Source organism: Sphingobacterium athyrii, from assembly GCF_003071065.1.
Classification (GTDB): domain Bacteria; phylum Bacteroidota; class Bacteroidia; order Sphingobacteriales; family Sphingobacteriaceae; genus Sphingobacterium; species Sphingobacterium athyrii.
The window spans coordinates 763,891-785,926 of record NZ_QCXX01000003.1 but is presented as its reverse complement, the minus strand read 5'-3'; the positions used below and the strand labels follow the sequence as shown (position 1 = coordinate 785,926).

Here is a 22,036-nt window from a genome sequence, read left to right as displayed (position 1 = left end):
TTTTAGTGGCTGATTTTTATTCTGCTTCCCGACTTCAGGTTGATCTGTCCGGATACCACCACTTTGTCTGTAGCTTTAAGACCACTGATAACCTGAATCAGCCCCCCGGTTTCCCTCCCGGTTTTGATATCCCTTTTTTCAACCTTTCCCTTACCAACAATAAAAACTGAAGGGTCCTTTATGCTTGAAACAATAGCTTCCCTTGGAATTAATAAAGTTTTTTTGCTCTTACCGCCCAAGAATTTTAGGTTTATGTAAGTCCCGGACCGCAATAAAGAATAGGACTGGTTGTCGATTAAGATTTCTGTCTGATAGCTTCTTGTTTCATCTGCCTGGGGACTTATAAAATCTACGGTCCCCTTAAAAGTAATATTTGGGTGTACATCTGTCGTGATCTCCACTGATTGTCCTTTTCTGACCTGATAGACTTCATTTTCCGAAAGAAAAACCCTGGCCTTGGTTTTTGAAATATCAACAATGGTTGCAATTTCATTTCCGGAATTTACATACATTCCTTCTTCGACTTGCTTGATTGAGATCATTCCGCTTGCAGGAGCCTTAATGGTGGCGTCGGAAATGTTCTTTCTGATCACATTGACCTGGGTCATGGCATCCTGATAATCCGCTTTTATTTCATCTACTTTTTCACGGGTAGCGGCATTTCCGGATAGCAGTTCCGTATATGTATTTAGGTCCGATTTTAACTTTGCAGCATTCCGCTCTGCTTTTTGAAGATTCAGCTGCTCAGCGCGGTCGTCAACAAGAGCCAGGACTTGCCCTTTTGTTACATTGCTGCCAAGCGAGAACTTGATGTTTTTTAAAGTTCCACTTACAGGAGCCAGCGCCTTAGCTTCTGTGAATGGAATGATAGTACCTGTCTTAGTAATATTGAATTCCAATAGGCTGTCCTTTACTGTAGCTACTTTTACAGGGATATTGACTTCTGATACTGTTGTCTGGTTCTTTCTTGTATCCAGCTCTTCCTTGTTAGCAGCGAGCTTATAGGCGATTAAGCCACATATTATAATAATTGACCCAATAGCGATGTATTTGCCTTTCATACGATCTGATTATAATGAATTAAAAAATTTAGTAAGGGTACCTCTTGCTTTTTCCAGATCGACCTTTGACTGGTAATAACTATAAAGGGAAGAGAGATAGCTGTTCTGGGCCTGTTTTAGTGAATTTTGGGAATCGAGCCAGTCTTTCATATCGGTAACCCCTTTCTGATACTGAAGATCCGTAACACTGAAGATCGACCTGGAAAGTTCCATGTTACGCCTGTCATTCTCCATATTGCTTTCTGCTTTGAAGAGCTTTGATACAGAATTTTCAAACTCTAACCGATACTTGCCTTCGTTGAGTTTGTTGGTTTGCAGGGCATTATCATATTTAAGCTGAGCTTCTTTATACTGAGAATTTCTTTTGAATCCATCAAATACAGGTACTGTCAATTTTAACCCGATGGATGAAAATGCACTGAGGGTGCTAAATGACTGTCCCAGATTGTCCCCAAAGCCATTCCATCCATAACGGGCATAACCCGATAGCTTTGGTAAATATCCGGCAAGTATGCGTTTTTCTTCAATTTTGAGAAGATCCGCACTGACCTTGTCTAAGCTGCGTTCGGTAATATTTTCGGGTTTAAAATCGTTTGCGGTGTCTAAAGGCATTTCTTTGCTTTCTGTGTCCAGCTTCTCAATTTCAAGTTTCTCCTGCATTGGAAATCCCATTTCGTATTTGAGCTGGTTTTCTGCCAATGTGATATTGGTTTCTGCTACGCGGATCTGAGAAAGGGTATTGTTGTAGTCAACCTGAACTTTGTCCCTGTCTTTTTGAAGTGCGACGCCTTTTTGAACTTTTAGAGCGACAATTTGTAGCTGCTTGCTGTAGGTGTCCAAATTCAGATTAAGAAGTTCCAACTGCTGCTGGTAGGTAAATATCTGATAATAGGCAGAACTTATATTATAGATGATCGTCTCCTTACTTTTCTGAAGATTTAATTCGGCCTGCTGATTTACCAATTTGTTGGCTTTTAGGCCAACGATCAATGACCGGTCAAAAATGGCCTGCTCTAACTGTAATGAACCTGTCGTATTAAATTGTTTGGTAAAAGCTACTCTGATATCCTGGTCTCCAAATAGTCCAGCAGGAATAATCTGCTCTTGTACTTTGAGATTATCATCAACTCCCCCCGAAAAACTGATGTTTGGTAAATAACCTGATAAAGCCTCTCTTGCTTTAGCGTCTGCAATTCTTTTTTCATTTTGGGAAATCGTAAAAGACGGATTGCTCTTTAGTCCATATTCGATACATTGTTTTAGATTAAGTTTTTCTTGTCCTCTAACCTGATTGAAGAGGACACTAGATAACAGTAGTAGTGAAAAAGATAACCTGACGCCCATTTTTATATTCTCCTTTTAAAATTATTATGCAAAAAGAATATTTATCCAGTTCAGTTTATATATTTCCTGTCGCGAAACGGCCATATTGGCTGATGAGACGGCAAGAGATATGATAGTAATAAGTGAAGAAGTAAAATAGTTGCTTTTTCAAGATGGAAATGAAATGAAAACTAAAGTCATAATAAATATGATCGATTACTGAAGACCCTTCTATATGCTATAAGCAGTATAGTATCTCTTAGATGGATTAATTGGCCTAAAGCTGGGTAGAAGAGTTTAAAGTTGATATTGCGATTTTATGGTAGACAAGAAGTAAATTATTGTTATTTACCAGTGCGTTGTATTTTCTTTTTCACATAAATTGTAGCGAGGACATTTATGAATATAACTCAGAATTTTCAAAATAAATTGTTTAGGAAAAATGTGGTTCGGTATAACAAATTCGCTAAATTTGTTCATTCAGACTTAAATACGTCAGTTTTTCCTTGGTTGTTAATAAAGTAATTTACATATCTTTTGAAAACCAACTTACAATACGTTTCTTTGCAGCCACCAGAGTGCTTAAATTTTCTCATTGAAAGTGTTTGGATGGTAAGTAATCTTTCGGAAGATCCCGTAGAAGGGATGGTACTTCCAGATGGAAAGATTGATCTGTTCCTTTATTTAGATAAGGATTCGAATTTTGAAATTTTTCTAAGCGGTATTTGCAATGCGCCTGTATTGAAACCTCCATTTCCCAAATCACAAATGTTTGCTGTAAGCTTTTATCCCTTAGCGGCGGAATATATTTTTAAACGTTCGTTTGCGGATTCTTTAAATAAAAAGATAATCGTAGCAGCGAATTTTATGGGGTTTTGCAGGGGGGATATGGATAATTTTGATGCCTTCTACAAAAAGACATGCAGTATGCTACAACATTTAAAACTTGATCCAATTGATGATTATAAAGTAATGCTATTCGACCTTATCAAACGTTCTAAGGGAGAAATTAAGGTTGAAACTCTTGCAGCGACAACTGGATGGAATAGCAGGGAAATTAATCGTTACTTCAGAAAGTGGCTTGGCATCACATTAAAATCCTACATCGACATTATCAAGTTTTCGAATTCTCTTAAACATATAAAGGACGGTGATATTTATCCTAAATTGGACTACGCTGACCAATCCCATTTTATTAGGGTGGTAAGGAGATTTTCAGGATCAAAGCCAACTGTCTTAAAAAAAAATGAAAATGACCGATTTATACAATTGACAACTATATCCGTTGATTAACTTTGGTTTACAAATCATAAATATAAAAACATGGAGTTAAATCATATAAATTTGGTTGTGAAAGATGTTGATAAAGCAATCGAACTTTTCGGAAAGCATTTGGGCTTTGAACTAATTACCAATCGTAACAGCAAGATGGCCGTTATGCAGAATAATAGAAGCTTTGCACTGGTAATTTGGGGACAAGTCATGAACAATGAGGAGAGTATCCCGGATTATCCCGCCAACTTTCACATTGGATTTTACCAAGAAGATGAGAGTGCGGTCTGTTCAATCTATGACAAAATAAAGGACGAGAAATTTCTCAAAATTGATAGTGAGCCCAAAAAGATGCGCAATACTTTTGGATTTTATTTTTACATTGAAAATCTGATGATTGAAATAAGCGTAAATCCCTTCTAATATTTTAGAAGAAAAGAGAGCACACAGGAATTAGCCGCAACATAGCAGCTGATCGTTTGATTGTCGGTAGAAAATCGCTAAAATTATCCGATATCAGCAAAATCAGTCCTGTTGGATAAGTTGGACTAGATCTCTTCCTTTTCATAACCTTTATGATCAATTTTAATAGTAGGCTACTGTATTCCCTTTTCCAACTTTAAAAAAAATATTATATTTGCAAAATACTTGACTAATCAAATATAATACAAATATAAAATGGAAGAAATAAGTATAATTCTCAATATTTTAAAAGTTCAATCCGTCATTACGAAAAAGTTTGACGGTTTAAGCCTGCATGGTATTAGCCTTACTGACTATATGATCCTGTATACTTTAAGTAATGCACCTGGTAATCGTTTAAAAAGAATTGATCTTGCTGAAAATACGGGGTTAACTGCCTCCGGTATTACGCGGATTATTTTACCAATGGAGAAAATGGGACTTGTAGAGAAAGAAAATAGTGATAGGGATGCGAGGGTGAGCTATGTAAAACTCACTTCTGCCGGAGAAAGAATTTTTACAGAAGCGACCACTACAGCGGAGTACATCTCCAAAAAACTATTAAACGGAATTGTAACAGAAAACTTGAGTGTTTTCGCCGGACAACTGAAAATTTTAGGAGGTGATCTTTAAATTTAATGAATGCGCATGGACAAAAAGTACAGAAAGAAATTAAACACTGAGTTTTTAGAGATGAAACCGTTAATGGGTGTATTGACTATTCTGAATAATGCAGAAAATAAAATATTTATCAAAGAGAGTACTAATTTAAAAGCGCTTTCTAACAGAATACGGTTTGAACTGAACAACGGAAAATTTGATAACAGGAACTTACAGTCCGATTGGATCCGGCTAGGAGAGGAGAGTTTCGTTTTTGAAAATGCGATCATTGTTCCATGGGAAGAGAACAAATTCATAGACTATAAAAAGAAGTTGCAGAAAGCTAGAAATGATCTGCAAGAAGAGCAAAGCAAAGCCAAAAATATATACTGATATGGGAAGCAACACCTATTTATATCCAACTTACGAAGCCGGCCGGGATCTTATGTTAAAAAATATTCAAGGAGCAATCGTAAATTTAAATCTGATACATTTAAAGGAAATTGCTGATTATTCCGAATTTCCTGAAATTGCACCTGCCAGCGAAATTTCGGGTTACGAAGCTTTTATGCTCTATATAGACCTTGCCAAACCTTTTGTAGAGCAGGGTGGCGGAGAGATTCTTTTCATTGGAAAAGGAGACCGCTTTTTGATAGGTCCTCAGGACGAACAGTGGGATATCTGTATGCTGATTAGACAAAAGAGTGTATCGGATTTTTTTGCTTTCGAGCAGAATCCGGATTATATGAAGATTACGGGTCATCGTGTCGCTGCCATATTGGATTCAAGACTTTTACCTTTAGAGATCACATTGTAGTAAATTATTTATGGGATATATCGAGCTAAAAAATGTTACCATCTATTATGAAGTATTTGGAGCTGAAAACAACGAAACTATCATACTCATCAGTGGGTTAAACACACAAATGACCCGTTGGGAACTTCCATTTTGTAATAAGCTTGTAGAAGAAGGATTTCGCGTAATCTGCTTTGACAACAGAGACTGTGGAAAAAGTACTTTTACTACCTATGATAGCAACGACAGCTATAGCTTTTCCTTGAATGATTTTCTACAGCATCCAGAAAAATATCCTGCCCCTTATTCTTTATTGGATATGGCAGATGATATAAAAGATTTGCTGCATTCACTTGGCATCCGGAGCGCAAATATTGTAGGGCGCTCAATGGGGGGCATCATAGCACAGCTATTTGCATCACGATATCCGGAAATGACTCAGACACTGACTTTATTGATGTCTTCAAGCTTTAATCCTGCTCTTCCGAAGGCAGATGATGCATTGATAGGCAAAATGACAAACAGCACTGCAAATTTTCACGATAATAAGCAAGCTTATATACATGAAAAAGTTGATTTTATGAAAGCTATTTATGGAAATAAATATAGTTTTAATGAAGAAAAGGAACGTTGGTTAATTATTGAAGACGAAAACCGAAAGTCTCCATTCGTTAGGCCCTTTCGTCAGATCATTGCCCTGCTGAGTTATCAATATGATTCAAATGTTCTTACTAGTCTCCATGTGCCCACATTGACGATACATGGAGATGAAGATCCGTTATTTAATATGGAACATGCAGTTGATCTAAAAAATACTATTCCTTACTGTGAGCTGATCATAAAAAGAGGAATGGGACACGCTATCCCGGATTCACTATTTCCGTCACTGGTGAAAGATATTTCAAATTTTATTTCTAAAACTAAATGAAAAGTCATGATCAAAATGTAAGTAGCAATGGTGAAATATATGGTTTCGGAGTCCATTGCCATTGATCATGAGATCTGTCAATAAACCCTATTCCCGGCCAGGGAAGGTGGGATGCACAAACCACCGATTTTTGTTTATGACATTGTTCCAGTATATTTTTTCGGGTGTTGATCCCCAAAGAAAAATCAGCATCCCATTGTGTACCCCAAACCGGATTAGAGATCAGTACAGGACTATGAACCAGATCAACCAGATGCGTAATGGATAGCTTACCCGAATAAACCGTAAATATGATGTGTCCGGGAGTATGTCCCGGAGCTGCCTGCGTTTTAATACAGGAAAGTAATTCATCACCTGCATCAAATATTTCTAAACGGTGGGTAATGGCTCCTAATATCTTTTTAACCAGTGAAACAGAACCATGTCCAAACTCAGGCCTCCGGCTGTTGGGGAAATTCGGCTCCTGTGCAAACCAAAATTCCAGTTCAGTCCGTGAAATATAGAATCTTGCATTTGGAAATACCAGATTATCATTTTCGGTTAATATGCCCCCAATATGATCCCGATGAGCATGCGTTATCAATACATCTGAAATATCACTGGCTCCGAATCCGGCACTTTTCAGACTATGTAATAATTTTCCTGCATTTTTTTTATCATAAAAGCCTTCTCCTGTATCTACGAGTATTAATTGTTCATTCTTTCGGATAAGCATCACATTAATAGGAGCTTCGTAGATATCGGCAGGTAAGTGCAGTCGGTTGAGCTCATTTTGAAGATCTGCAGGTGCTGCATCCGTAGCAATAATGGGTTGATATGATCCTATATCAAAATATCCATCGGAAAGAATATAGATTTCCAGGGTATCAAATGGAATCTTGAGGTGACTGTAGATTGTTTGCATATTCATTAGGGTACTGCGATTAAATTAGCATTTGGTCTTGTTTAAAAACGGAAATATTCGTGGTGCTAATCCAGTCAAAACATGTCCCATTTCCGGAATGATTACTATGGTAAAGTCGTCGATAATATGTTGCAATCTAGCGGCAATTTCCTGATTAGAGCGGATTACATCCTGTTCTCCGCCTATGAATAACACAGGCATTGTCAAACGGCTGAGTTCATCATCTGAAAAAATATATTCTTTTTCTATCCTCGCATTAAAATTGGTTTGTATTAAATCCAGAAATGCTACAACTTTTTGATCCACACGCTGGCTTCCCAAGACCAATCTATTAATCTTGATACGTCCAGTTGTTCCCAAAAGGGAATAGAGGATGGCTTTAATGATAAATGTTGTTTTGGTAGGAACTACTCCCGCCGGTGTCAACAAAACTAAGCGGTCGACTAATTCAGGAAAGCTTATTGCAAAGCGTAATGCCAACCATCCTCCTTGCGATAATCCGATTATTTTTGCCTTGCTGATATTGAGCCTATCAAAAATCTCTTTTAGCCATTCCCCGAAGTCTTTTGTTTCATAAGAAGGTCTGGTTTCTGCGCTCTTTCCTGCCTCTCCGATAATATCTATTGCTATGACTTTATATTGTTTTGAATATTCGGCTATGTCGGATAACCATGACGTTGCATTAGAAGACGCGCCATGCAATAAGATGACAATTTCTTGATGTTGACTTCCCGACTCCAAAAAATGGGTGTCCCCAAAAGTTGTTTTCAGCACACCGGTTTTCAAATGCAGGGGCGTATTTTTTATTGCATCGTCGTAGGCACGGATAATTTTATTTTTTCCTTCAGGGCTTTTAAAGATTGATTTATTCATGAATGATTTGTATAAGGTTGTAAATGAGTATTATATTAACGTCCTGTTGCTTTATCACCTCTTAAAGTCATGACCGTACTTGTTATCATAGCGGCTTTTTTACCATCACTGCGGAAAATATCGCATTGATAATGGCTTAAGTTTTTTCCATTATGTAAGGGTGATGCTTTGGCAGTGATTATATCCTCGAAAACGGGTCGGTAAAAATTGATTTTCAATTCTACGGATGTAAAAGTTTCGCCTTCCTGAATAAGGGTCGAATGTGCGGTTCCGATGGCTGCGTCTGCCAGTTCACAAAGCAGACCTCCGTGAATGGTTCCCTGTTGGTTACTGTGCTTTTCTTTTGTAGCATTGATCTGTACAGTAGCTGTACCTAAACCGGCTTCAACAATGTCTATCCCCAGTGTTTTTGATATCGGTGTCGGATATTGCATGTGTGTATGCATGTCATCTGTGATTTCCCTTTTTATCAATTTATTTAGGTAATCTAATATTGATAGTTTTGTCATTATGTTGTATTATATTTATATAAAATAAACCAATCGGTCTTTTTATTAATAAAAAAATTATATGGTTTCCATACTTCCTATTATAGACTGTATGGCGTGCAAATGGTGCAAATCATGCTCTGCAACAAAATGCATCAGGTCAATGATATTCATTGGCTGTTGTAACCTCGGATGCATACTTGTCTTCAATAAGTCTTCTTCACTTAATTTTTGAAGCATTACAATTGTTTTGTCTCTTTCGCTGACCAGGTTCTTAATAAGCTCTTCAAACAACATGTTGTTGAAAGAAGACTGATCGGTTGCTGTATTTTTTAAATCGGCAGGGGATATATCCGGTTTTCCTTCTTTTATATCTCTAAAACGGATTCGCCATAGATCTTCTAAAAGGATTAAATGTCCTATATTCTCATTGACAGACCATTTATCTCCCATTTTGCGGGTTGAAACCTCTATAGGACAACTTTTCAGGAGCTTATTTAGAACAGCCGGAAAATGATCAAGTCGTTGTAAAAATTCGTCAAAATATTCCGAACCTGTGTTTGAATCAAATTGTCGGTCGAACCATCTGACAAACGATTGTGACTTTACTTCTTTCATTAGTATAAATTTAAAGGTTATTACTATTGATCCACGCTTTGGCAGGCATTATCCACTCATCTAATGCCTTGAACAGAAAACCGTGTTCCAGACCTGTGTTGAGGGTCATTTCTTTAAAAGATTTTAAACCAGAATTTTTAAATCTATGTTGACTTGATAATGGTTCAGCGCCGACATCGGTTTTTTCATTAATCGATAAAATCTTACCGTAGAGCCTGAACTTTCGATCTTTATTCATCGAATCATTTTTAAAGCTTGAGCCAATAAAAACAAATTTCAAATCTGGATTTTTGGCATAATAGGAGATATATTGAGCTATATAACCTCCTTGAGATGTTCCAACAATTGAAATATGGGCATAAGGAACTCCATAGCTATGTAAGCTGTCAATTTTAAGGATTATCTTTTTTGCATACATCTTAGGATCAGTGCCGGGTTTTCTTTTTTCAGATAGTATGACAGAATTTGTGGATTGAAGTTTTTCTAAAATAGCTGTATATGCCGCTGGTCCGTATTTAGGATGAGATGCATTTAACGGATGCTCTTCCAAAAATTTATTATGCAAAAAAAATACATACTTTGTTTGAGTACTATTTTGAGCATTAATAGCAAGTGGAAGAAATAACAGATAAAGAATTATTAACCTGAAAAACATATAATTTGAATAAACCGAGTATTTTAATTTAAGGACAATATAAAATTTATTGTTACTTATCTTAGATGCTTTTTTGATGCTCTCAAAGCATACACCATAGGGATTTTGTCTCCCAGATGAGAAATTCTGAACTTACCAGGTTCAAATTCAATTGAATTATTGAAATTATTGTATGGCGAATAATCAAATTCTTCAATGGAGTTTATTTCTAAACCATTTTGCATCAAACTACCTATTACTTCAGCTAAGCCGTGGTTCCAGCCAATTGATTTGACTTCAAATTCCGCATCCTTATCTGCATAAGTTCCTTTTTCGGTTTCTATAATGGCTCCGGAATTAAAATATCTGTATTCAATCTTTTTAAACGCCGAATCAAACATCCAGACAACTGGATGAAATTCTACAAAAACAAATCTACCGCCGGGTTTCAGGAATTTCGAAATGATCTTTGCCCACCGATCCAGATCCGGAAGCCAGCCGATGGTCCCATAACTGGTAAAGACAATATCAAACTGACGATCCAGATGATTGGACAGATCATAAACATCGCTGCAGATAAAAGTTGTTGAAACATTACTCTGTTTTGCCAGTTCACGTGCACGATCTATTGCTACATCCGAAAGGTCAACGCCGACTACGTCCGCTCCCAGGCGACTTAAAGAAATACTGTCCTGTCCAAAATGGCATTGTAAATGCAATACGGATTTGCCTGTCAAATCTCCAAGTAAATTAAGTTCTATATCTTTTAATGAACTTTTTCCCTTCAAAAAAGCATCCAGATTATAAAAATCAGAATTGATGTGAGCTTCTGTTCTGGTATTCCAAGATTCCCTGTTTATTTCCAAATAGTTGTCTTCTGAATTCATATTATTTATTTATTGAGGTGAATTGATTTTTTGCCATTCCTCGTAGCTGAGTACACCAAGTTCTGGCTGACTTTTACCGTTCAGAATATGGATAAACTCCAGCTGATTTCCGTCCGGATCGTCAAAATAAAGAGCAAGTGCAGGCATCCAGGCAAAAACCATTGGTTCATTGCTTCCATTTTTGAGAAAATTATACGCCTTTAATCCGTTTTTATCTAAAAAAGTATTTGCATCTTTTAAAATAAAATCTTTGGAACAGCTGAATGCAAAATGTCTTGTCTGGAGATTACCCTGTTGTTCCCAAAGTCCGAGCATTGCCTCTTTATTTTCTCCGATCCAAAGAAACGCAATCGGTCTGGTTTCATCATAGTGTGCAAACTCAAGTCCCAATATTTGTGTATAGAACTGAACTGCGTTTTCCAAGTTGCTTACTTGAATGTGTGTCTCATATAACCCTTCAATCATTTTTTATAATTTATTTTTAATAACTATAGTGTTGTGATAATGACGGCCATTTCATCTTAGCATATGAATAATCGGATAATCTTTACCAGAGCCGTCTTTTTCTGATCTTCCTGCTTTTCTGAACCCTAATTTTTCATAAAATCCGATAGCTTGATAATTTTGCTCATTGACGTCAACCTTTTTTATGCCTTTCGTCTCATCCATAAATTGAAATAAGCGCTTTCCATAACCTTTACCACGGTAGTCACTGTGAACAAATAGCATTTCTAAGCTTCCTTCTGATACCGATGCAAATGCTACCGGTTGGTTTTGCAGTATAAAAAGGTATACTTCGAGATTGGGCAGATAATCCTTTGGGATGACTTCTTTAAAATAAATAAAATCCTCTTCGGCAAGAAAGTCGTGAGTAGCTTTGACCGCAGATTCCCAAATCTCCATAATTCTGGGATAATCTTCTTTGGTCGCCCGCCTGATTTGTTGTGACATAATTCTAAATTAATAACTTTATATTTATTAAATATTCAATGATGGTCTTCCTGATGCTATTGTATAAGCCTCTTTTATTACCTCTGAATAAGTCGGGTGGGCATAACTCATGGTAGCCATACCATTCGCGGTTACTTCATATTCCAGTCCTACAACAGCCTGTGCAATCAAATCTGCCGCACGGGCGCCGATGATATGCACTCCTAAAAGTTCGCCGTACTTCGGATCGGAAAGCACCTTTACAAAACCTTCCGTTTCCATTCCTGCTCTGGCTCTGGCATTCACGGCAAATGGAAATTTACCGATATTATATTCCACTCCCTGTTTTTTTAATTGCTCTTCGGTAGCGCCTACAGAAGCAACTTCCGGCCAGGTGTACACAACTGAAGGGATACGGTCATAATTGATATGAGGTTTCTGACCATTGATCCTTTCCACTACAAATACTGCTTCTTCTTCTGCCTTGTGAGCTAGCATCGCGCCACCCACGACATCTCCAATCGCGTAAATGTTTGAAGCTGTAGTCTGAAGCAATTCATTGACCTTCACCGTACCATTGTTATTCAATTCCACGTTGGTATTTTCTAAACCCAGACCGTTTACATAAGATTTTCTGCCGACAGCAACTAGAATATAATCGGCGGTTAGATCTTGTTCTTCTCCTTGTTTATTTTTAAAATACACCTTAGCTGTGTTGCCAAGATTTTCAGCTTTGTAGACTGCCTGCTGAAGTTTGATTTCCACGCCTTCATTAGTTAATATCTTCGTTAAAGCCTTTCCTAATTCACTATCCATCGTAGCAATAAGATTATCAGCATATTCTAAGATAGTCACTTTGGTTCCGATTCTGTTGAATATGGAAGCCATTTCCACACCGATTACACCACCACCAATAATCACGATGCTCTCGGGTTTTTCCTGCAATCCCAAAGCTTCGGTAGAGGTGATGATCCTTTTTTTATCGATAGCAATGTCCGGAATTGTGGACGGTTTTGACCCTGTAGCAATAATAAACTTATCTGAATTAATTACAGTTTCAGTCTTATCATCGTGTACAATTTTCAAGGTTTCATTATTAACAAAAGAACCCGAGCCGTGAAAAACCGTGATCTTATTTTTTCTCATCAGGAAATCCAGACCTTGTGTGTTTTTGGTCACTACCTCATTTTTTCGCTTAAAAAGCTGTTCAACGTTGAGCCGAAGATTTGAATATTCAATACCGTGTGCTCCGAAACTATTAAGTGCATCTGAATAATGATGGGTACTGTCCAGCAACGCTTTGGTAGGAATGCAACCTACATTGGTACAAGTGCCACCCAGAGTATTATACTTTTCAATGATGGCAGTTTTATATCCTAACTGTGCGCTTCTGATAGCAGCTACATATCCGCCGGGACCTGACCCTATTACGGTAATATCGAATGTTTCCATTTTATTGTTTAAATATTTTAATTGTCAAAAAAAAATAAACCAATCGGTCTTTTTGTAAGCAAAAAAAATTACGCTTTCAAATTTCTGATCAATTTCTCTAAAAAAGACATCGCTATATTCAGCTCTGTCATATGGTTGTTGACCTTTGCCTGCATAAACGCACCTTCGATCATCGAGATCATCACTACAGCAATTTCGGTCGGATTGGTATCTGCTTTTATTTCATTTCTACCGATACCACGTTTGATTTGATTTTCGATAGATGTTTTCCAAAAGTCTAGGGCTTTTTGTACGCGTTTCTGGAGTGACGGATGCGTGTCATCAGCCTCAGTAGCAGTATTTAAAATTGGGCAGCCTGCCCGTAAATACGGATATTTGAAATAGTTTTTGTACATGTGGGGATAAACCAGCAATCTTTCGATAGAATCTTCAGTTGCTAAAATACGTTCTTTCATATGCTGCGTTACCTTACCAAAATTGTAGTCGAATACACTTAATGCAATCTCATCCTTATTTTCAAAATTACCGTAGATACAACCTTTCGAAAGACCGGTGGCGCTCATGACATCATTTATGGATGTACCTGCGTAACCTTTCACGTTAAAAACGGTCGAAGTTTTTTCAATGATCAGCTGTTTGGTATTTTCGGATTTTTGAGTTTTCATCAGCAATAATTCTTACTGAAACAAAGTTATATAAAAAAATAAAACAATCGGTCTTTTTTTTCATCATTTTTCACAGCTCGGTCTTATCTAAAATGATAACAGGCTGCTTTTCGCAATGCGTTGTGCAGGAAGCTGTAAGTTTGATCTGTAAGTAAAAGTTGGAACAGAGAATGCATTTGTGAGCTGTTGACACGATAAAAATATAATAACAATTCGACATACAGATTTCCCATCAAATAACAGTGAGAATTAATTTCAGAATTTTTCAACTTAAATAAATTGATATGATAAAGCAAATTTTAAAATTAACGGCTATGGCTTTTGCGATGGTTGTTCTTTCCTCAAGTGCAGCTTCCGTACTGGGGGATCAAGATCAGGATGGTGTCGAAGATGCTGTAGATAGATGCCCAAATACGCCAATTGGAGTACCTGTAGATCAATATGGATGTCCTATCTTTATTTGAGGATAACTATCGCTAAATAGTCGAGGTGAAAGTTACAAATGTAATTAAGGGCAACAGCTTCAAAATAATGAGAACCTTTTGTTGTTGTTGCCTATTTTTCAAAATTTTTGTCGATTTCATTGAAAACAAAATACCAATTATGGGGCTTAAGGGATTCTGTATATATTCGAACCATCCCTGTCAAGCAGGTATAAAAGGGATATTTATAAATTACTGCCATGATTATGGGTGATGAATGTAACGGTAAAAAAAACTTCAACATTCGCTTCTAAGGAACATTGAAGTTAATTCGGCATCACTATTATTGTTGCAATAATTCTACAGTACTGCGGTATCCGGGATGGTAGGAAGGTATATATTTAATATATCCGTAATTCTGGAGTTCCTTAAAGTATTTATGATATGTGGGAGTAGTATTAATATGCGACATTGCCATTAATTTGCTTCTGCTGACCCTGATAATTTTGCTCTCATTCTGTCGATAAGCTAAGCGAGCTATTGCAAGGAGTAAGCTAATATGCCATACATTAAGTCGAGGATCATTACAGATATTATCGAGGTATTCCATACCTTTTTTTGATGGGTCAGTTTTCATCTTCAAATAATTTTTGTAAATCTGTTTTGTTGTAGTAGTAAGAACCCAAAACTTTTTTGTGGCGTATCTTTCCAGTAATTCTTAAATTTTGCAAGGTTGCGGGAGAGATATCCATCATTTTGCGAACAGCCTTACTTCGCAACCAATCGAATTCCTCTGTAGTGTGATTATTATTGGTTTCCAATAATCTTTCTATATCTGAAATTATTTTTATCCTGAAAATTTCCAGATCTTGTTTTGATAGAATTTCCATATTTAAAATTTTGTATGGTTCAAAATTCTAAAAGGCTAGTAGAAGGTTAGGAGGGTGTGTTATTGAGAGCTTATCTTTTCCTAGAACTTCCGTTTCGTGAATTTGATAGCAGGTAGTTCATTATTAGGATTATAATTCAGATGTGGGCTATCAGGGTTTAAAAATATTTACAATCCATCTAAATTGTGTTTTTCCAAAAAATAATAGAATCTAAATTAAATTCATTTTCTGATAGTTCTAAAAATTCTTTATGTTCCTTTTCTCTTTTTGCATTGAAAGCTGTCCCCAATCCTCTTACAAAATGTGTAAATGAACCAGCTATCTTGATTTTTTGCTCAAAAGATGTTTCAGGAGATATTGCATATATTCCTTCGTCCTTTAATGATAATAGTTGCGCCATTCGCTATTGCAAGAACATGGGTTTGTAAAGCATCTTGATACCAATATTGTTCTTCATTGTTCAGCTCGCTCAGCCTCTCACTATAATCATCTTCATAACCAAATTGAATATTTGATAATTAGAAATTCCCTAAATCAAACAGATAAAACTCATTCCTAATCGTGACCAAATTCAGCTTATGTATTATTTTGTTCTATAAGCTGAATTAAATAATGAAAGAATTCTGTTATTTCCTCGTCTTTTCCTACCCAATTATCGTCACATTCGCCGAGATATGCACACTTAGCCATTTGCAAAAGACCTTTAAACTGCACTGGAATTTTTGGAAGTAGCCAATCAGCTGCTTTATTTTTCGATGTGATTTTGCCCGTAACTACTGTAAAATGCATTCGGGCTAAAGTCAAAATTGAATTTCTCTCATCTCCAATTACCGAATTTATGAGTGTTGGTAAAGAATCAAATATTGCTTTTTTGATATCCTCGTCAGGTATTTTAGGGATGAGTTCCTGCGCTTCGGGTCCTGCCAAAGCAATGCTGTTTTGTCTTACCTATCTGAGCAGTATCGTGAGATCCGAATGGGGTGTAGAATCTCCTGTATATCTTCTTAAAGATGAATCTCTGAGCCATTCTCCATATTGTAATTCATACTTGACCGGATGCTTCAAAGGCGAAATTTCATTTATGTTTACAATGGTGATTTCAAGTGGACGCATTAATTCTGGATTGCTGATTTCTCCCGATACCTGCATGAATTCTTTTACCAATTGCAATTTGGTTTTTTGTGGTAGTCTGCCTTTTATGATAACTAACAGGTCAATGTCGCTATCAGGTTGAAGTCCTCCATTGATAGTAGAACCGTAAAGATAGATTCCGAGAATAAGATTTCCTGTTTCTTCATTTAAGATCTGAATAATGTCTTCAGTAACTTTTGGTATATTCATCTCTTTTTCTCTGGATTATGCAATTCAACACTACTCATAAGCCCAATATCAAATACTAATTACAAAATTATAGAATTTTAAAGTGCTAGAATTTTCTTTTTGTCGCACATTACATTCAAATTGTAACACTTATGTACATTTGAAATACTGTAATTGATAAAAACATTCATTTCCTCAACGAAGCTATGAATTGGCAGCCTGTCTATGGTTGTTTATTTTTTCCTAAAACATTCTTTGGGTTAATAAGATGTAATTATTATAAAAGCGGTTTAAATCCTTTAGGATAATATAGCGCGGATAAATTTCCTTTTAGTACGAAAATAAATAATTCGTAAATTATTTATTTTCAACATTTTGCATCTGGAATTCAGATATGAATCCTCAAGCGACGAATATGAATGAAATTGAAGCGAATAACAAAACGCTTTAACAATCAATGGTTGCGAAATAAATTATAACGTATATTTAATTTTATTTATCTCAAAAGCATGAGATATATTTTAAAGTAAAGCGACTGTGTGGGGTTTATTCACTTTAAAAGCAATAACCATGAAACAATTATATAAAAACATTTTATTATCTATTGAAAAAGAGGAGTTAAATGTTTCCAAGAGCAGGAAAAGCATAGTCAATGAGGCCTTTCATATGGTTTCCTTTCTTGATCAAACATTAACCGATCTAAAAGTTCACATTAATTTGCACGGTTTTGAGAACAATAGGGACGAAATTCATTTTTTCAAGAATGTCAAACCTGAAATTCTCGGAAGACTGATTTACTACAATAAAATTATTAGGATTGAATCATACAGTCCTACGACTCCTGAACTTATTGAATCTTACTACACAGAGCAAATAAAGCTATTAAATAAAGAATATAAGAAACATATCGTTGTTTCAGACTTTTATAGTTACTACCGAACAGGCCGAACAGACAAGGACGACTATTATTATAGACTGGGAAACATCAATTATTTTGAGGTACTGGATAGCTTTTTCTTTGAATTGGATAGAGAGTTTTCGACGTATTATGATTATAAGATCGCACAAATTTTAGCATTTAATTTAATCCATAACTTTCTGCAATATCGTCTTGAACCCGACCGTAGCAATCCAATTTATGATGCAGAAATTGCTACGAAGAAAGCTTTTTCCTGGACACATTCTAAAAATTCACTTATCGAATTAATATACGCATTACATATATCAGGAAGCCTTTCACATGGACGGGGGAGTCTAAAAAATCTTGGAAGTTTATTCGAGGAATTATTTGAGATTAGGTTGGGCGATATTCATCATGCTTTCCACCAGATGAAATTTAGAGCAGGGGAGAAGGCCAGTTATCTTCATTATCTTAAAAATGCGCTCGAGCAATACATGGAAAACGATTCGCGATGAAGTCAATTCTCACAAATTCAATAGAATCGGACAATTAATTATTGTCCGATTTTTTTTTACCAAGTTTCCCCAAGTGCGTACCAAGTTGCTATAAGCGATAGCAAGATTATGGAGTTCCGAACCACGGGTTTTCGGTGTTTTTTATGGTAAAAAAAATAAAATTTCTTTCATTTTCTTGGTACAGCCTTCTATTGACTTGTACGATTTGCAAGAAAAGCAGGGTGAATTTTGCTCCAGTAAACCAAAACATAAAGAGCTATGAATATTGACAGAGTTGAATTTTTGGCATGGATGGAAAGAATTATGAGACGATTTGATATCCTCGCCGGTGACATAGAAGTCAGAGAAAAGAAGCGGTTAAATTTCGAGGGAGAAATGCTTCTTGATAATCATGATGTTATTCAGATGTTGAACATTACCTACCGCAGTCTTCAGAACTATCGAACCAAGGGTAAAATCAAATATTTCATGATCAGCGGTAAGGTGTATTACACAAATTCCCAAGTACAGCAATTTGTTCGGGATTGCTATCATGGCGGAAAACTTAAGCAAATGTAGGCTGTGTATGGAAGCACCGTAAAGATGACCTTAACAAGCATTTAAATTCGATCAACAAACAAAATCCATACTTATGAACGAACCAACAAACACTTCAGAAAAAAAGACAGAAGTACTTGAAGCTCTTTCTGATATCCTTCTTGTTTTGGACAAAAATAAGAACAGGATAGAAGCAGTGAAAGGGGTAGATGACAAAGGGAACTTAAAAACCGTTGCTGCCAAAATGTCAAATATCCTAGATTTTATGCGCATTGACAAAGGCGATGCTTTCAGTAATTTTTTTTCAAACTTTTTGAGAAGGCTCAATGATCCATTTCAGTTTAGATTTTTCAAAGCTCCAGCAATGGATCTGAACGAGATTGGCCGAAAGTTACAGGAAGCCATTGATAATCCAAGCCCTGAAGGAAAAAGACTGCTGAAAGCTCTTGAGGTATTTGAAAACAAATTAAAACAGAATAGAATGGAAACAAATCAAACAACAAATGGCCAGACGATGCAAAGTGAAACTAAACCGGCCTTTAAGTATGACCCTAAAGATATTGATTGGGCGTCATTGGAGAAACTCAACCTGAACAGGGACTTGCTTGAAAAGAACGGACAATTGGATAAGTTATTAAAAGGATACAAGACCGACGGAGTTTACAGAATTGAAGGAAATTTTGATGGGGCAGTTTTGAAAGGGGATGCCCGTCTTGCTCTTCGAAATGTCAATGGAAAGGTTACTGTTATGATCCATGGTGTCCGTTCCGAGCCGGACCTCAAGAACCAATTTTATGGGCATTCTTTTACTGCCGAAGACCGAGAAAACCTGTTGAAGACCGGAAATATGGGCAGGGTAGCCGAGCTTACGAATTATCAGGATGGTACAAAAGTTAAAAACTTGATCAGTATTGATAAACTGACCAATGAGGTGGTTTCCTTTCCTGTAGATCTGATTAAGATAGGAGACAAATTTGGTGGCGTAAAACTCACAAAAGAGCAGAAGACGGATCTGCTGGAAGGCAAGGCAGTATCGGTAGAAGGAATGGTCAATAAAAAGACAGGTGAACTTTTTAATCAGCTTTTACAATACAGTGCTGAGGAGAAAAAGCTGGTGTTCATGGGACAGAGTGAAACGTTAGGAAAAGCACAGAGCCAACACGGCATTGCGGATGAATTCAGGGGCAAGGTGCTAACAGATAGTGACAAAAAGCTTTTGGAAGAAGGCAATGTTATTCATCTGAAAGATATTATCAATAAAGAGGGCACAAGGCTATACTCAGGTTATCTATGGTATAACAAGGACACAGGTAAACTAGATTTTGATTTGAAGAATCCACAGTTGGATAATGCAAGTGAAACGAAAAAACAGAATATTGTTTCTAAAGAGCCGGAGCAAACTAATCAAGATAAAAAGACGAATACCTCTAAACAAAAATTACATTAAAATAGATGGCTATGAAAGCAATTTTAGCTGAAAAACCGTCTGTTGCTTCTGAGCTTGCCCGTATTGTAGGAGCAAGAGAGAGAAAGGACGGATATTTTGTGGGAGGGGGCTACATGGTAACATGGGCATTTGGTCATTTGGTTGGTCTGGCAATGCCGGAGGATTATGGAGTGAAGGGATTCGTTAAAGAATCCCTTCCCATAATACCTGATTTTTTTCAATTAATAGGAAGAAGAGTAAAATCGGGCAAGGGCTATATTGATGATGAAGGTTCGAAAAGGCAGCTCAAAACAATCGCTTACGTATTTGACCAATGCGATAGCATCATCGTAGCGACAGATGCCGGGCGGGAAGGAGAAGTCATTTTTCGTTATATCTATGAATACCTGAATTGCACTAAACCCTTTGACCGGCTATGGATCAGCAGCCTTACGGAGAAAGCTATCATTGCAGGTTTTGAAAATCTAAAGAAAGGGAGTGATTTTGATGGGCTTTTCAATGCCGGAAGAGCAAGGTCGGAGGCTGACTGGCTTGTTGGGATCAATGCGACCCAGGCGCTGACCATTGCAATGGGAGATGGACTCTTTTCTTTAGGAAGAGTTCAGACCCCTACACTTGCGCTGATCTGTAAGAGATTTCTGGAAAATAAAGCTTTCGAAATTAAAAACTATTTTCAAATTGAACTGTGGCATTTAAAGGAAGGAGTTTCATTTAAAAGTTTGTCTGTCGATAGGTGGGAAGAAGAAGGTAAAGCAGATGCTGCAGTACGTTCCATTGATCGTCACGGAACCGTAGAAGTTGCAGGAATCGAGAAAAAACAAAGCACTTTACAAGCACCGCTACTTTTTGATCTAACCGGATTACAGAAAGAAGCCAACAAAAAATTAGGATATTCTGCTGAGAAAACATTAGAAATTGCACAATGGCTCTATGAGAAGAAATTTATTACCTACCCGCGCACGGGGTCAAAGTATATTCCAGAAGATGTTTGGTCGGAAATCCCAGCTTTAATACAGACCTTAAAGGCTAGGGAGACTTGTAGGGAAGCTGTTGAAAAGGTCAAATGGGAACGTTATAATAAACACATTGTTAATGATTTAAAAGTTACCGACCATCATGGAATTTGCATTACAGAAAATATTCCATCTGTATTAGGACCGCATGAGAATGCGTTGTATGATATGATTGCCAATCGTTTTCTTGAATCTATATCGCCCGCCTGTTATCGGGAAATCACTGAGGTTAAGTTAACCGTTTTACATTATGAGTTTGCGCTAAAGAGCATCAATATTACATCTGCGGGCTGGAAATTGATCGCGGGTAACTTTGAAGAAGAGGGTGAACATATGATCATAGACCTGCCGCACCTGGAGAAGGGCGCACAGCTTAGGGTCGATAATATAAAAGTACTGGCTAAGAAAACTAAACCTCCGGCACTTTTTACTGAAGCTGACCTATTGGCCACTATGGAGAACGTTGGAAATTCAATCACAAATAATGACGAGCGCAAAGCTTTAAAAAGCATAGGAATAGGAACACCTGCAACCCGTGCCTCTGTTATCGAAACATTGTTTGACAGGCAATATATCACTCGTGATAAAAAAACTATCCTTCCGACGGAAAAGGGGCTTCTGGTTCATCAAATCGTGGGCAACAAAATGATAGCGGATGCTGTTATGACTGCACAATGGGAAATCGCTTTCGAAAAAATCGAAAATAATGAAATGGAATCATCGATTTTTAAAGATGAGGTCGAAAATATGGTCAAAGAAATAACGATGGAACTTTTAGAGGTTTCGGCGATGAGTAAAACAAATGTTGACCTATTGTGCCCAAGATGCAATAAGAAAGCCTATCTACGTGAAAAAGTTGTTCAATGTATTGATGATCATTGTGGCTGGATATTTTTTCGCAATGTTTGCGGTGTGCATCTATCGTACAAAGATATTGAAGTTCTTCTGAGCAAGAAACGCAGTCCACTTATCCGAAATATGGTTTCTCAAAAAGGGAAGCATTTTGGAGCCTACATCGTGCTGACAGGAGATGGTTCGACAGTTTTCGAATTTGAGCAAAAGCAAAGGCGTAAGTACAAATAAGACAATTCATGATTG

At 36.9% G+C, this 22,036-nt stretch carries 28 protein-coding genes; 11 read left to right on the top strand and 17 right to left on the bottom strand.

Annotation, left to right across the window (positions count from 1 at the left end; genetic code table 11):
- Positions 1–2: 2 nt before the first annotated feature.
- Positions 3–1,061: an efflux RND transporter periplasmic adaptor subunit gene (locus DCO56_RS14150; protein ID WP_108634407.1), complete on the bottom strand. Its 1,059-nt coding sequence runs from the start codon at positions 1,059–1,061 to the stop codon at positions 3–5.
- 9 nt (positions 1,062–1,070) lie between these two features.
- The gene (locus DCO56_RS14145) at positions 1,071–2,405 is read right to left on the bottom strand and encodes a TolC family protein (protein WP_108634406.1); all 1,335 of its coding nucleotides are present in this window, start codon (positions 2,403–2,405) and stop codon (positions 1,071–1,073) included.
- A gap of 516 nt (positions 2,406–2,921) precedes the next feature.
- On the opposite strand from DCO56_RS14145, the gene DCO56_RS14140 reads away from it, so the two are divergent.
- The 6 genes from DCO56_RS14140 (at position 2,922) to DCO56_RS14115 (ending at position 6,442) form a co-directional block, all read left to right on the top strand.
- Positions 2,922–3,677 (top strand): helix-turn-helix domain-containing protein, encoded by a 756-nt coding sequence (locus DCO56_RS14140; RefSeq protein WP_146191064.1) that lies wholly within the window; start codon positions 2,922–2,924, stop codon positions 3,675–3,677.
- Between the two features lie 30 nt (positions 3,678–3,707).
- The gene (locus tag DCO56_RS14135; protein WP_108634404.1) at positions 3,708–4,079 is read left to right on the top strand and encodes a VOC family protein; all 372 of its coding nucleotides are present in this window, start codon (positions 3,708–3,710) and stop codon (positions 4,077–4,079) included.
- Between the two features lie 255 nt (positions 4,080–4,334).
- Positions 4,335–4,751, top strand: coding sequence for a MarR family winged helix-turn-helix transcriptional regulator (locus DCO56_RS14130; protein WP_108634403.1), 417 nt, complete (start codon positions 4,335–4,337; stop codon positions 4,749–4,751).
- 60 nt (positions 4,752–4,811) lie between these two features.
- Complete coding sequence (locus DCO56_RS14125) at positions 4,812–5,111, top strand: GIY-YIG nuclease family protein (RefSeq protein ID WP_146191063.1); 300 nt, start codon at positions 4,812–4,814, stop codon at positions 5,109–5,111.
- Between the two features lies 1 nt (position 5,112).
- Positions 5,113–5,535 carry a DUF1330 domain-containing protein gene (locus DCO56_RS14120; protein WP_108634401.1) on the top strand — a complete coding sequence of 141 codons (423 nt, stop codon included), beginning with the start codon at positions 5,113–5,115 and terminating at the stop codon, positions 5,533–5,535.
- Positions 5,536–5,545: 10 nt separating this feature from the next.
- Entirely contained in the window at positions 5,546–6,442 is an 897-nt protein-coding gene (locus tag DCO56_RS14115; RefSeq protein WP_108634400.1) for an alpha/beta fold hydrolase, read from the top strand.
- Between the two features lie 10 nt (positions 6,443–6,452).
- Here the strand turns inward: DCO56_RS14115 and DCO56_RS14110 are convergent, their stop codons facing one another.
- From DCO56_RS14110 to DCO56_RS14065, 10 genes are all read right to left on the bottom strand, one after another.
- Positions 6,453–7,352, bottom strand: a complete 900-nt coding sequence (locus DCO56_RS14110) for an MBL fold metallo-hydrolase (protein ID WP_108634399.1) — start codon at positions 7,350–7,352, stop codon at positions 6,453–6,455.
- Positions 7,353–7,370: 18 nt separating this feature from the next.
- Positions 7,371–8,219, bottom strand: a complete 849-nt coding sequence (locus DCO56_RS14105; RefSeq protein WP_108634398.1) for an alpha/beta fold hydrolase — start codon at positions 8,217–8,219, stop codon at positions 7,371–7,373.
- A gap of 35 nt (positions 8,220–8,254) precedes the next feature.
- Positions 8,255–8,728 carry a PaaI family thioesterase gene (locus DCO56_RS14100; RefSeq protein WP_108634397.1) on the bottom strand — a complete coding sequence of 158 codons (474 nt, stop codon included), beginning with the start codon at positions 8,726–8,728 and terminating at the stop codon, positions 8,255–8,257.
- A gap of 57 nt (positions 8,729–8,785) precedes the next feature.
- Positions 8,786–9,325 carry a DinB family protein gene (locus DCO56_RS14095; RefSeq protein WP_108634396.1) on the bottom strand — a complete coding sequence of 180 codons (540 nt, stop codon included), beginning with the start codon at positions 9,323–9,325 and terminating at the stop codon, positions 8,786–8,788.
- Between the two features lie 10 nt (positions 9,326–9,335).
- Entirely contained in the window at positions 9,336–9,875 is a 540-nt protein-coding gene (locus DCO56_RS14090; protein WP_146191062.1) for an alpha/beta hydrolase, read from the bottom strand.
- Positions 9,876–10,036: 161 nt separating this feature from the next.
- A complete protein-coding gene (locus DCO56_RS14085) occupies positions 10,037–10,846 on the bottom strand; it encodes a class I SAM-dependent methyltransferase (RefSeq protein WP_108634394.1) in 810 nt (269 codons plus the stop codon).
- A 9-nt stretch (positions 10,847–10,855) separates the two neighbouring features.
- Positions 10,856–11,311, bottom strand: a complete 456-nt coding sequence (locus DCO56_RS14080; protein WP_108634393.1) for a VOC family protein — start codon at positions 11,309–11,311, stop codon at positions 10,856–10,858.
- 51 nt (positions 11,312–11,362) lie between these two features.
- Positions 11,363–11,797 carry a GNAT family N-acetyltransferase gene (locus tag DCO56_RS14075; RefSeq protein ID WP_108634392.1) on the bottom strand — a complete coding sequence of 145 codons (435 nt, stop codon included), beginning with the start codon at positions 11,795–11,797 and terminating at the stop codon, positions 11,363–11,365.
- A 27-nt stretch (positions 11,798–11,824) separates the two neighbouring features.
- On the bottom strand, positions 11,825–13,228 hold the full coding sequence (lpdA, locus tag DCO56_RS14070) for a dihydrolipoyl dehydrogenase (protein WP_108634391.1): 1,404 nt from the start codon (positions 13,226–13,228) through the stop codon (positions 11,825–11,827).
- A gap of 68 nt (positions 13,229–13,296) precedes the next feature.
- A complete protein-coding gene (locus DCO56_RS14065) occupies positions 13,297–13,893 on the bottom strand; it encodes a TetR/AcrR family transcriptional regulator (protein ID WP_219929392.1) in 597 nt (198 codons plus the stop codon).
- Positions 13,894–14,177: 284 nt separating this feature from the next.
- Here DCO56_RS14065 and DCO56_RS29565 point away from each other — a divergent pair, with 284 nt between their 5' ends.
- Positions 14,178–14,357 (top strand): hypothetical protein, encoded by a 180-nt coding sequence (locus DCO56_RS29565; protein WP_146191061.1) that lies wholly within the window; start codon positions 14,178–14,180, stop codon positions 14,355–14,357.
- A gap of 301 nt (positions 14,358–14,658) precedes the next feature.
- Here the strand turns inward: DCO56_RS29565 and DCO56_RS14055 are convergent, their stop codons facing one another.
- From DCO56_RS14055 to DCO56_RS14035, 5 genes are all read right to left on the bottom strand, one after another.
- Entirely contained in the window at positions 14,659–14,952 is a 294-nt protein-coding gene (locus DCO56_RS14055) for a hypothetical protein (protein WP_108634389.1), read from the bottom strand.
- Positions 14,942–15,205: a helix-turn-helix domain-containing protein gene (locus DCO56_RS14050; protein ID WP_108634388.1), complete on the bottom strand. Its 264-nt coding sequence runs from the start codon at positions 15,203–15,205 to the stop codon at positions 14,942–14,944. Before DCO56_RS14050 ends, DCO56_RS14055 begins: the two co-directional genes overlap by 11 nt.
- A gap of 178 nt (positions 15,206–15,383) precedes the next feature.
- Positions 15,384–15,605 carry a hypothetical protein gene (locus tag DCO56_RS14045; RefSeq protein WP_108634387.1) on the bottom strand — a complete coding sequence of 74 codons (222 nt, stop codon included), beginning with the start codon at positions 15,603–15,605 and terminating at the stop codon, positions 15,384–15,386.
- A gap of 176 nt (positions 15,606–15,781) precedes the next feature.
- Positions 15,782–16,132, bottom strand: coding sequence for a DUF4111 domain-containing protein (locus DCO56_RS14040; protein WP_181390550.1), 351 nt, complete (start codon positions 16,130–16,132; stop codon positions 15,782–15,784).
- A 21-nt stretch (positions 16,133–16,153) separates the two neighbouring features.
- Positions 16,154–16,546 (bottom strand): nucleotidyltransferase domain-containing protein, encoded by a 393-nt coding sequence (locus DCO56_RS14035; RefSeq protein WP_108634385.1) that lies wholly within the window; start codon positions 16,544–16,546, stop codon positions 16,154–16,156.
- A 549-nt stretch (positions 16,547–17,095) separates the two neighbouring features.
- Between DCO56_RS14035 and DCO56_RS14030 the strand changes: the two genes are divergently transcribed.
- The 4 genes from DCO56_RS14030 to DCO56_RS14015 all read left to right on the top strand — a co-directional run bounded on the left by DCO56_RS14030 (position 17,096) and on the right by DCO56_RS14015 (position 22,021).
- Complete coding sequence (locus tag DCO56_RS14030) at positions 17,096–17,941, top strand: RteC domain-containing protein (RefSeq protein ID WP_108634384.1); 846 nt, start codon at positions 17,096–17,098, stop codon at positions 17,939–17,941.
- Positions 17,942–18,199: 258 nt separating this feature from the next.
- Positions 18,200–18,499, top strand: coding sequence for a MerR family transcriptional regulator (locus DCO56_RS14025; protein ID WP_108634383.1), 300 nt, complete (start codon positions 18,200–18,202; stop codon positions 18,497–18,499).
- 73 nt (positions 18,500–18,572) lie between these two features.
- Positions 18,573–19,925: a DUF3945 domain-containing protein gene (locus tag DCO56_RS14020; RefSeq protein ID WP_108634382.1), complete on the top strand. Its 1,353-nt coding sequence runs from the start codon at positions 18,573–18,575 to the stop codon at positions 19,923–19,925.
- An 11-nt stretch (positions 19,926–19,936) separates the two neighbouring features.
- Positions 19,937–22,021: a type IA DNA topoisomerase gene (locus tag DCO56_RS14015; protein WP_108634553.1), complete on the top strand. Its 2,085-nt coding sequence runs from the start codon at positions 19,937–19,939 to the stop codon at positions 22,019–22,021.
- Positions 22,022–22,036: the final 15 nt, after the last annotated feature.

What these genes read in the sequence shown, in the direction of transcription:
- DCO56_RS14125 (WP_146191063.1), top strand. Translation starts at nt 4,812, where the DNA reads ATGAAACCGTTAATGGGTGTATTGACTATTCTGAATAATGCAGAAAAT.
- DCO56_RS14030 (WP_108634384.1), top strand. Translation starts at nt 17,096, where the DNA reads ATGAAACAATTATATAAAAACATTTTATTATCTATTGAAAAAGAGGAG.
- DCO56_RS14015 (WP_108634553.1), top strand. Translation starts at nt 19,937, where the DNA reads ATGAAAGCAATTTTAGCTGAAAAACCGTCTGTTGCTTCTGAGCTTGCC.
- DCO56_RS14085 (WP_108634394.1), bottom strand. Translation starts at nt 10,846, where the DNA reads ATGAATTCAGAAGACAACTATTTGGAAATAAACAGGGAATCTTGGAAT.
- DCO56_RS14150 (WP_108634407.1), bottom strand. Translation starts at nt 1,061, where the DNA reads ATGAAAGGCAAATACATCGCTATTGGGTCAATTATTATAATATGTGGC.
- lpdA (WP_108634391.1), bottom strand. Translation starts at nt 13,228, where the DNA reads ATGGAAACATTCGATATTACCGTAATAGGGTCAGGTCCCGGCGGATAT.
- DCO56_RS14035 (WP_108634385.1), bottom strand. Translation starts at nt 16,546, where the DNA reads ATGAATATACCAAAAGTTACTGAAGACATTATTCAGATCTTAAATGAA.
- DCO56_RS14110 (WP_108634399.1), bottom strand. Translation starts at nt 7,352, where the DNA reads ATGAATATGCAAACAATCTACAGTCACCTCAAGATTCCATTTGATACC.
- DCO56_RS14075 (WP_108634392.1), bottom strand. Translation starts at nt 11,797, where the DNA reads ATGTCACAACAAATCAGGCGGGCGACCAAAGAAGATTATCCCAGAATT.
- DCO56_RS14025 (WP_108634383.1), top strand. Translation starts at nt 18,200, where the DNA reads ATGAATATTGACAGAGTTGAATTTTTGGCATGGATGGAAAGAATTATG.
- DCO56_RS14145 (WP_108634406.1), bottom strand. Translation starts at nt 2,405, where the DNA reads ATGGGCGTCAGGTTATCTTTTTCACTACTACTGTTATCTAGTGTCCTC.
- DCO56_RS14130 (WP_108634403.1), top strand. Translation starts at nt 4,335, where the DNA reads ATGGAAGAAATAAGTATAATTCTCAATATTTTAAAAGTTCAATCCGTC.
- DCO56_RS14115 (WP_108634400.1), top strand. Translation starts at nt 5,546, where the DNA reads ATGGGATATATCGAGCTAAAAAATGTTACCATCTATTATGAAGTATTT.
- DCO56_RS14020 (WP_108634382.1), top strand. Translation starts at nt 18,573, where the DNA reads ATGAACGAACCAACAAACACTTCAGAAAAAAAGACAGAAGTACTTGAA.
- DCO56_RS14120 (WP_108634401.1), top strand. Translation starts at nt 5,113, where the DNA reads ATGGGAAGCAACACCTATTTATATCCAACTTACGAAGCCGGCCGGGAT.
- DCO56_RS14050 (WP_108634388.1), bottom strand. Translation starts at nt 15,205, where the DNA reads ATGGAAATTCTATCAAAACAAGATCTGGAAATTTTCAGGATAAAAATA.
- DCO56_RS14100 (WP_108634397.1), bottom strand. Translation starts at nt 8,728, where the DNA reads ATGACAAAACTATCAATATTAGATTACCTAAATAAATTGATAAAAAGG.
- DCO56_RS14105 (WP_108634398.1), bottom strand. Translation starts at nt 8,219, where the DNA reads ATGAATAAATCAATCTTTAAAAGCCCTGAAGGAAAAAATAAAATTATC.
- DCO56_RS14135 (WP_108634404.1), top strand. Translation starts at nt 3,708, where the DNA reads ATGGAGTTAAATCATATAAATTTGGTTGTGAAAGATGTTGATAAAGCA.
- DCO56_RS14095 (WP_108634396.1), bottom strand. Translation starts at nt 9,325, where the DNA reads ATGAAAGAAGTAAAGTCACAATCGTTTGTCAGATGGTTCGACCGACAA.
- DCO56_RS14045 (WP_108634387.1), bottom strand. Translation starts at nt 15,605, where the DNA reads ATGGCGCAACTATTATCATTAAAGGACGAAGGAATATATGCAATATCT.
- DCO56_RS14080 (WP_108634393.1), bottom strand. Translation starts at nt 11,311, where the DNA reads ATGATTGAAGGGTTATATGAGACACACATTCAAGTAAGCAACTTGGAA.
- DCO56_RS14055 (WP_108634389.1), bottom strand. Translation starts at nt 14,952, where the DNA reads ATGAAAACTGACCCATCAAAAAAAGGTATGGAATACCTCGATAATATC.
- DCO56_RS29565 (WP_146191061.1), top strand. Translation starts at nt 14,178, where the DNA reads ATGATAAAGCAAATTTTAAAATTAACGGCTATGGCTTTTGCGATGGTT.
- DCO56_RS14065 (WP_219929392.1), bottom strand. Translation starts at nt 13,893, where the DNA reads ATGAAAACTCAAAAATCCGAAAATACCAAACAGCTGATCATTGAAAAA.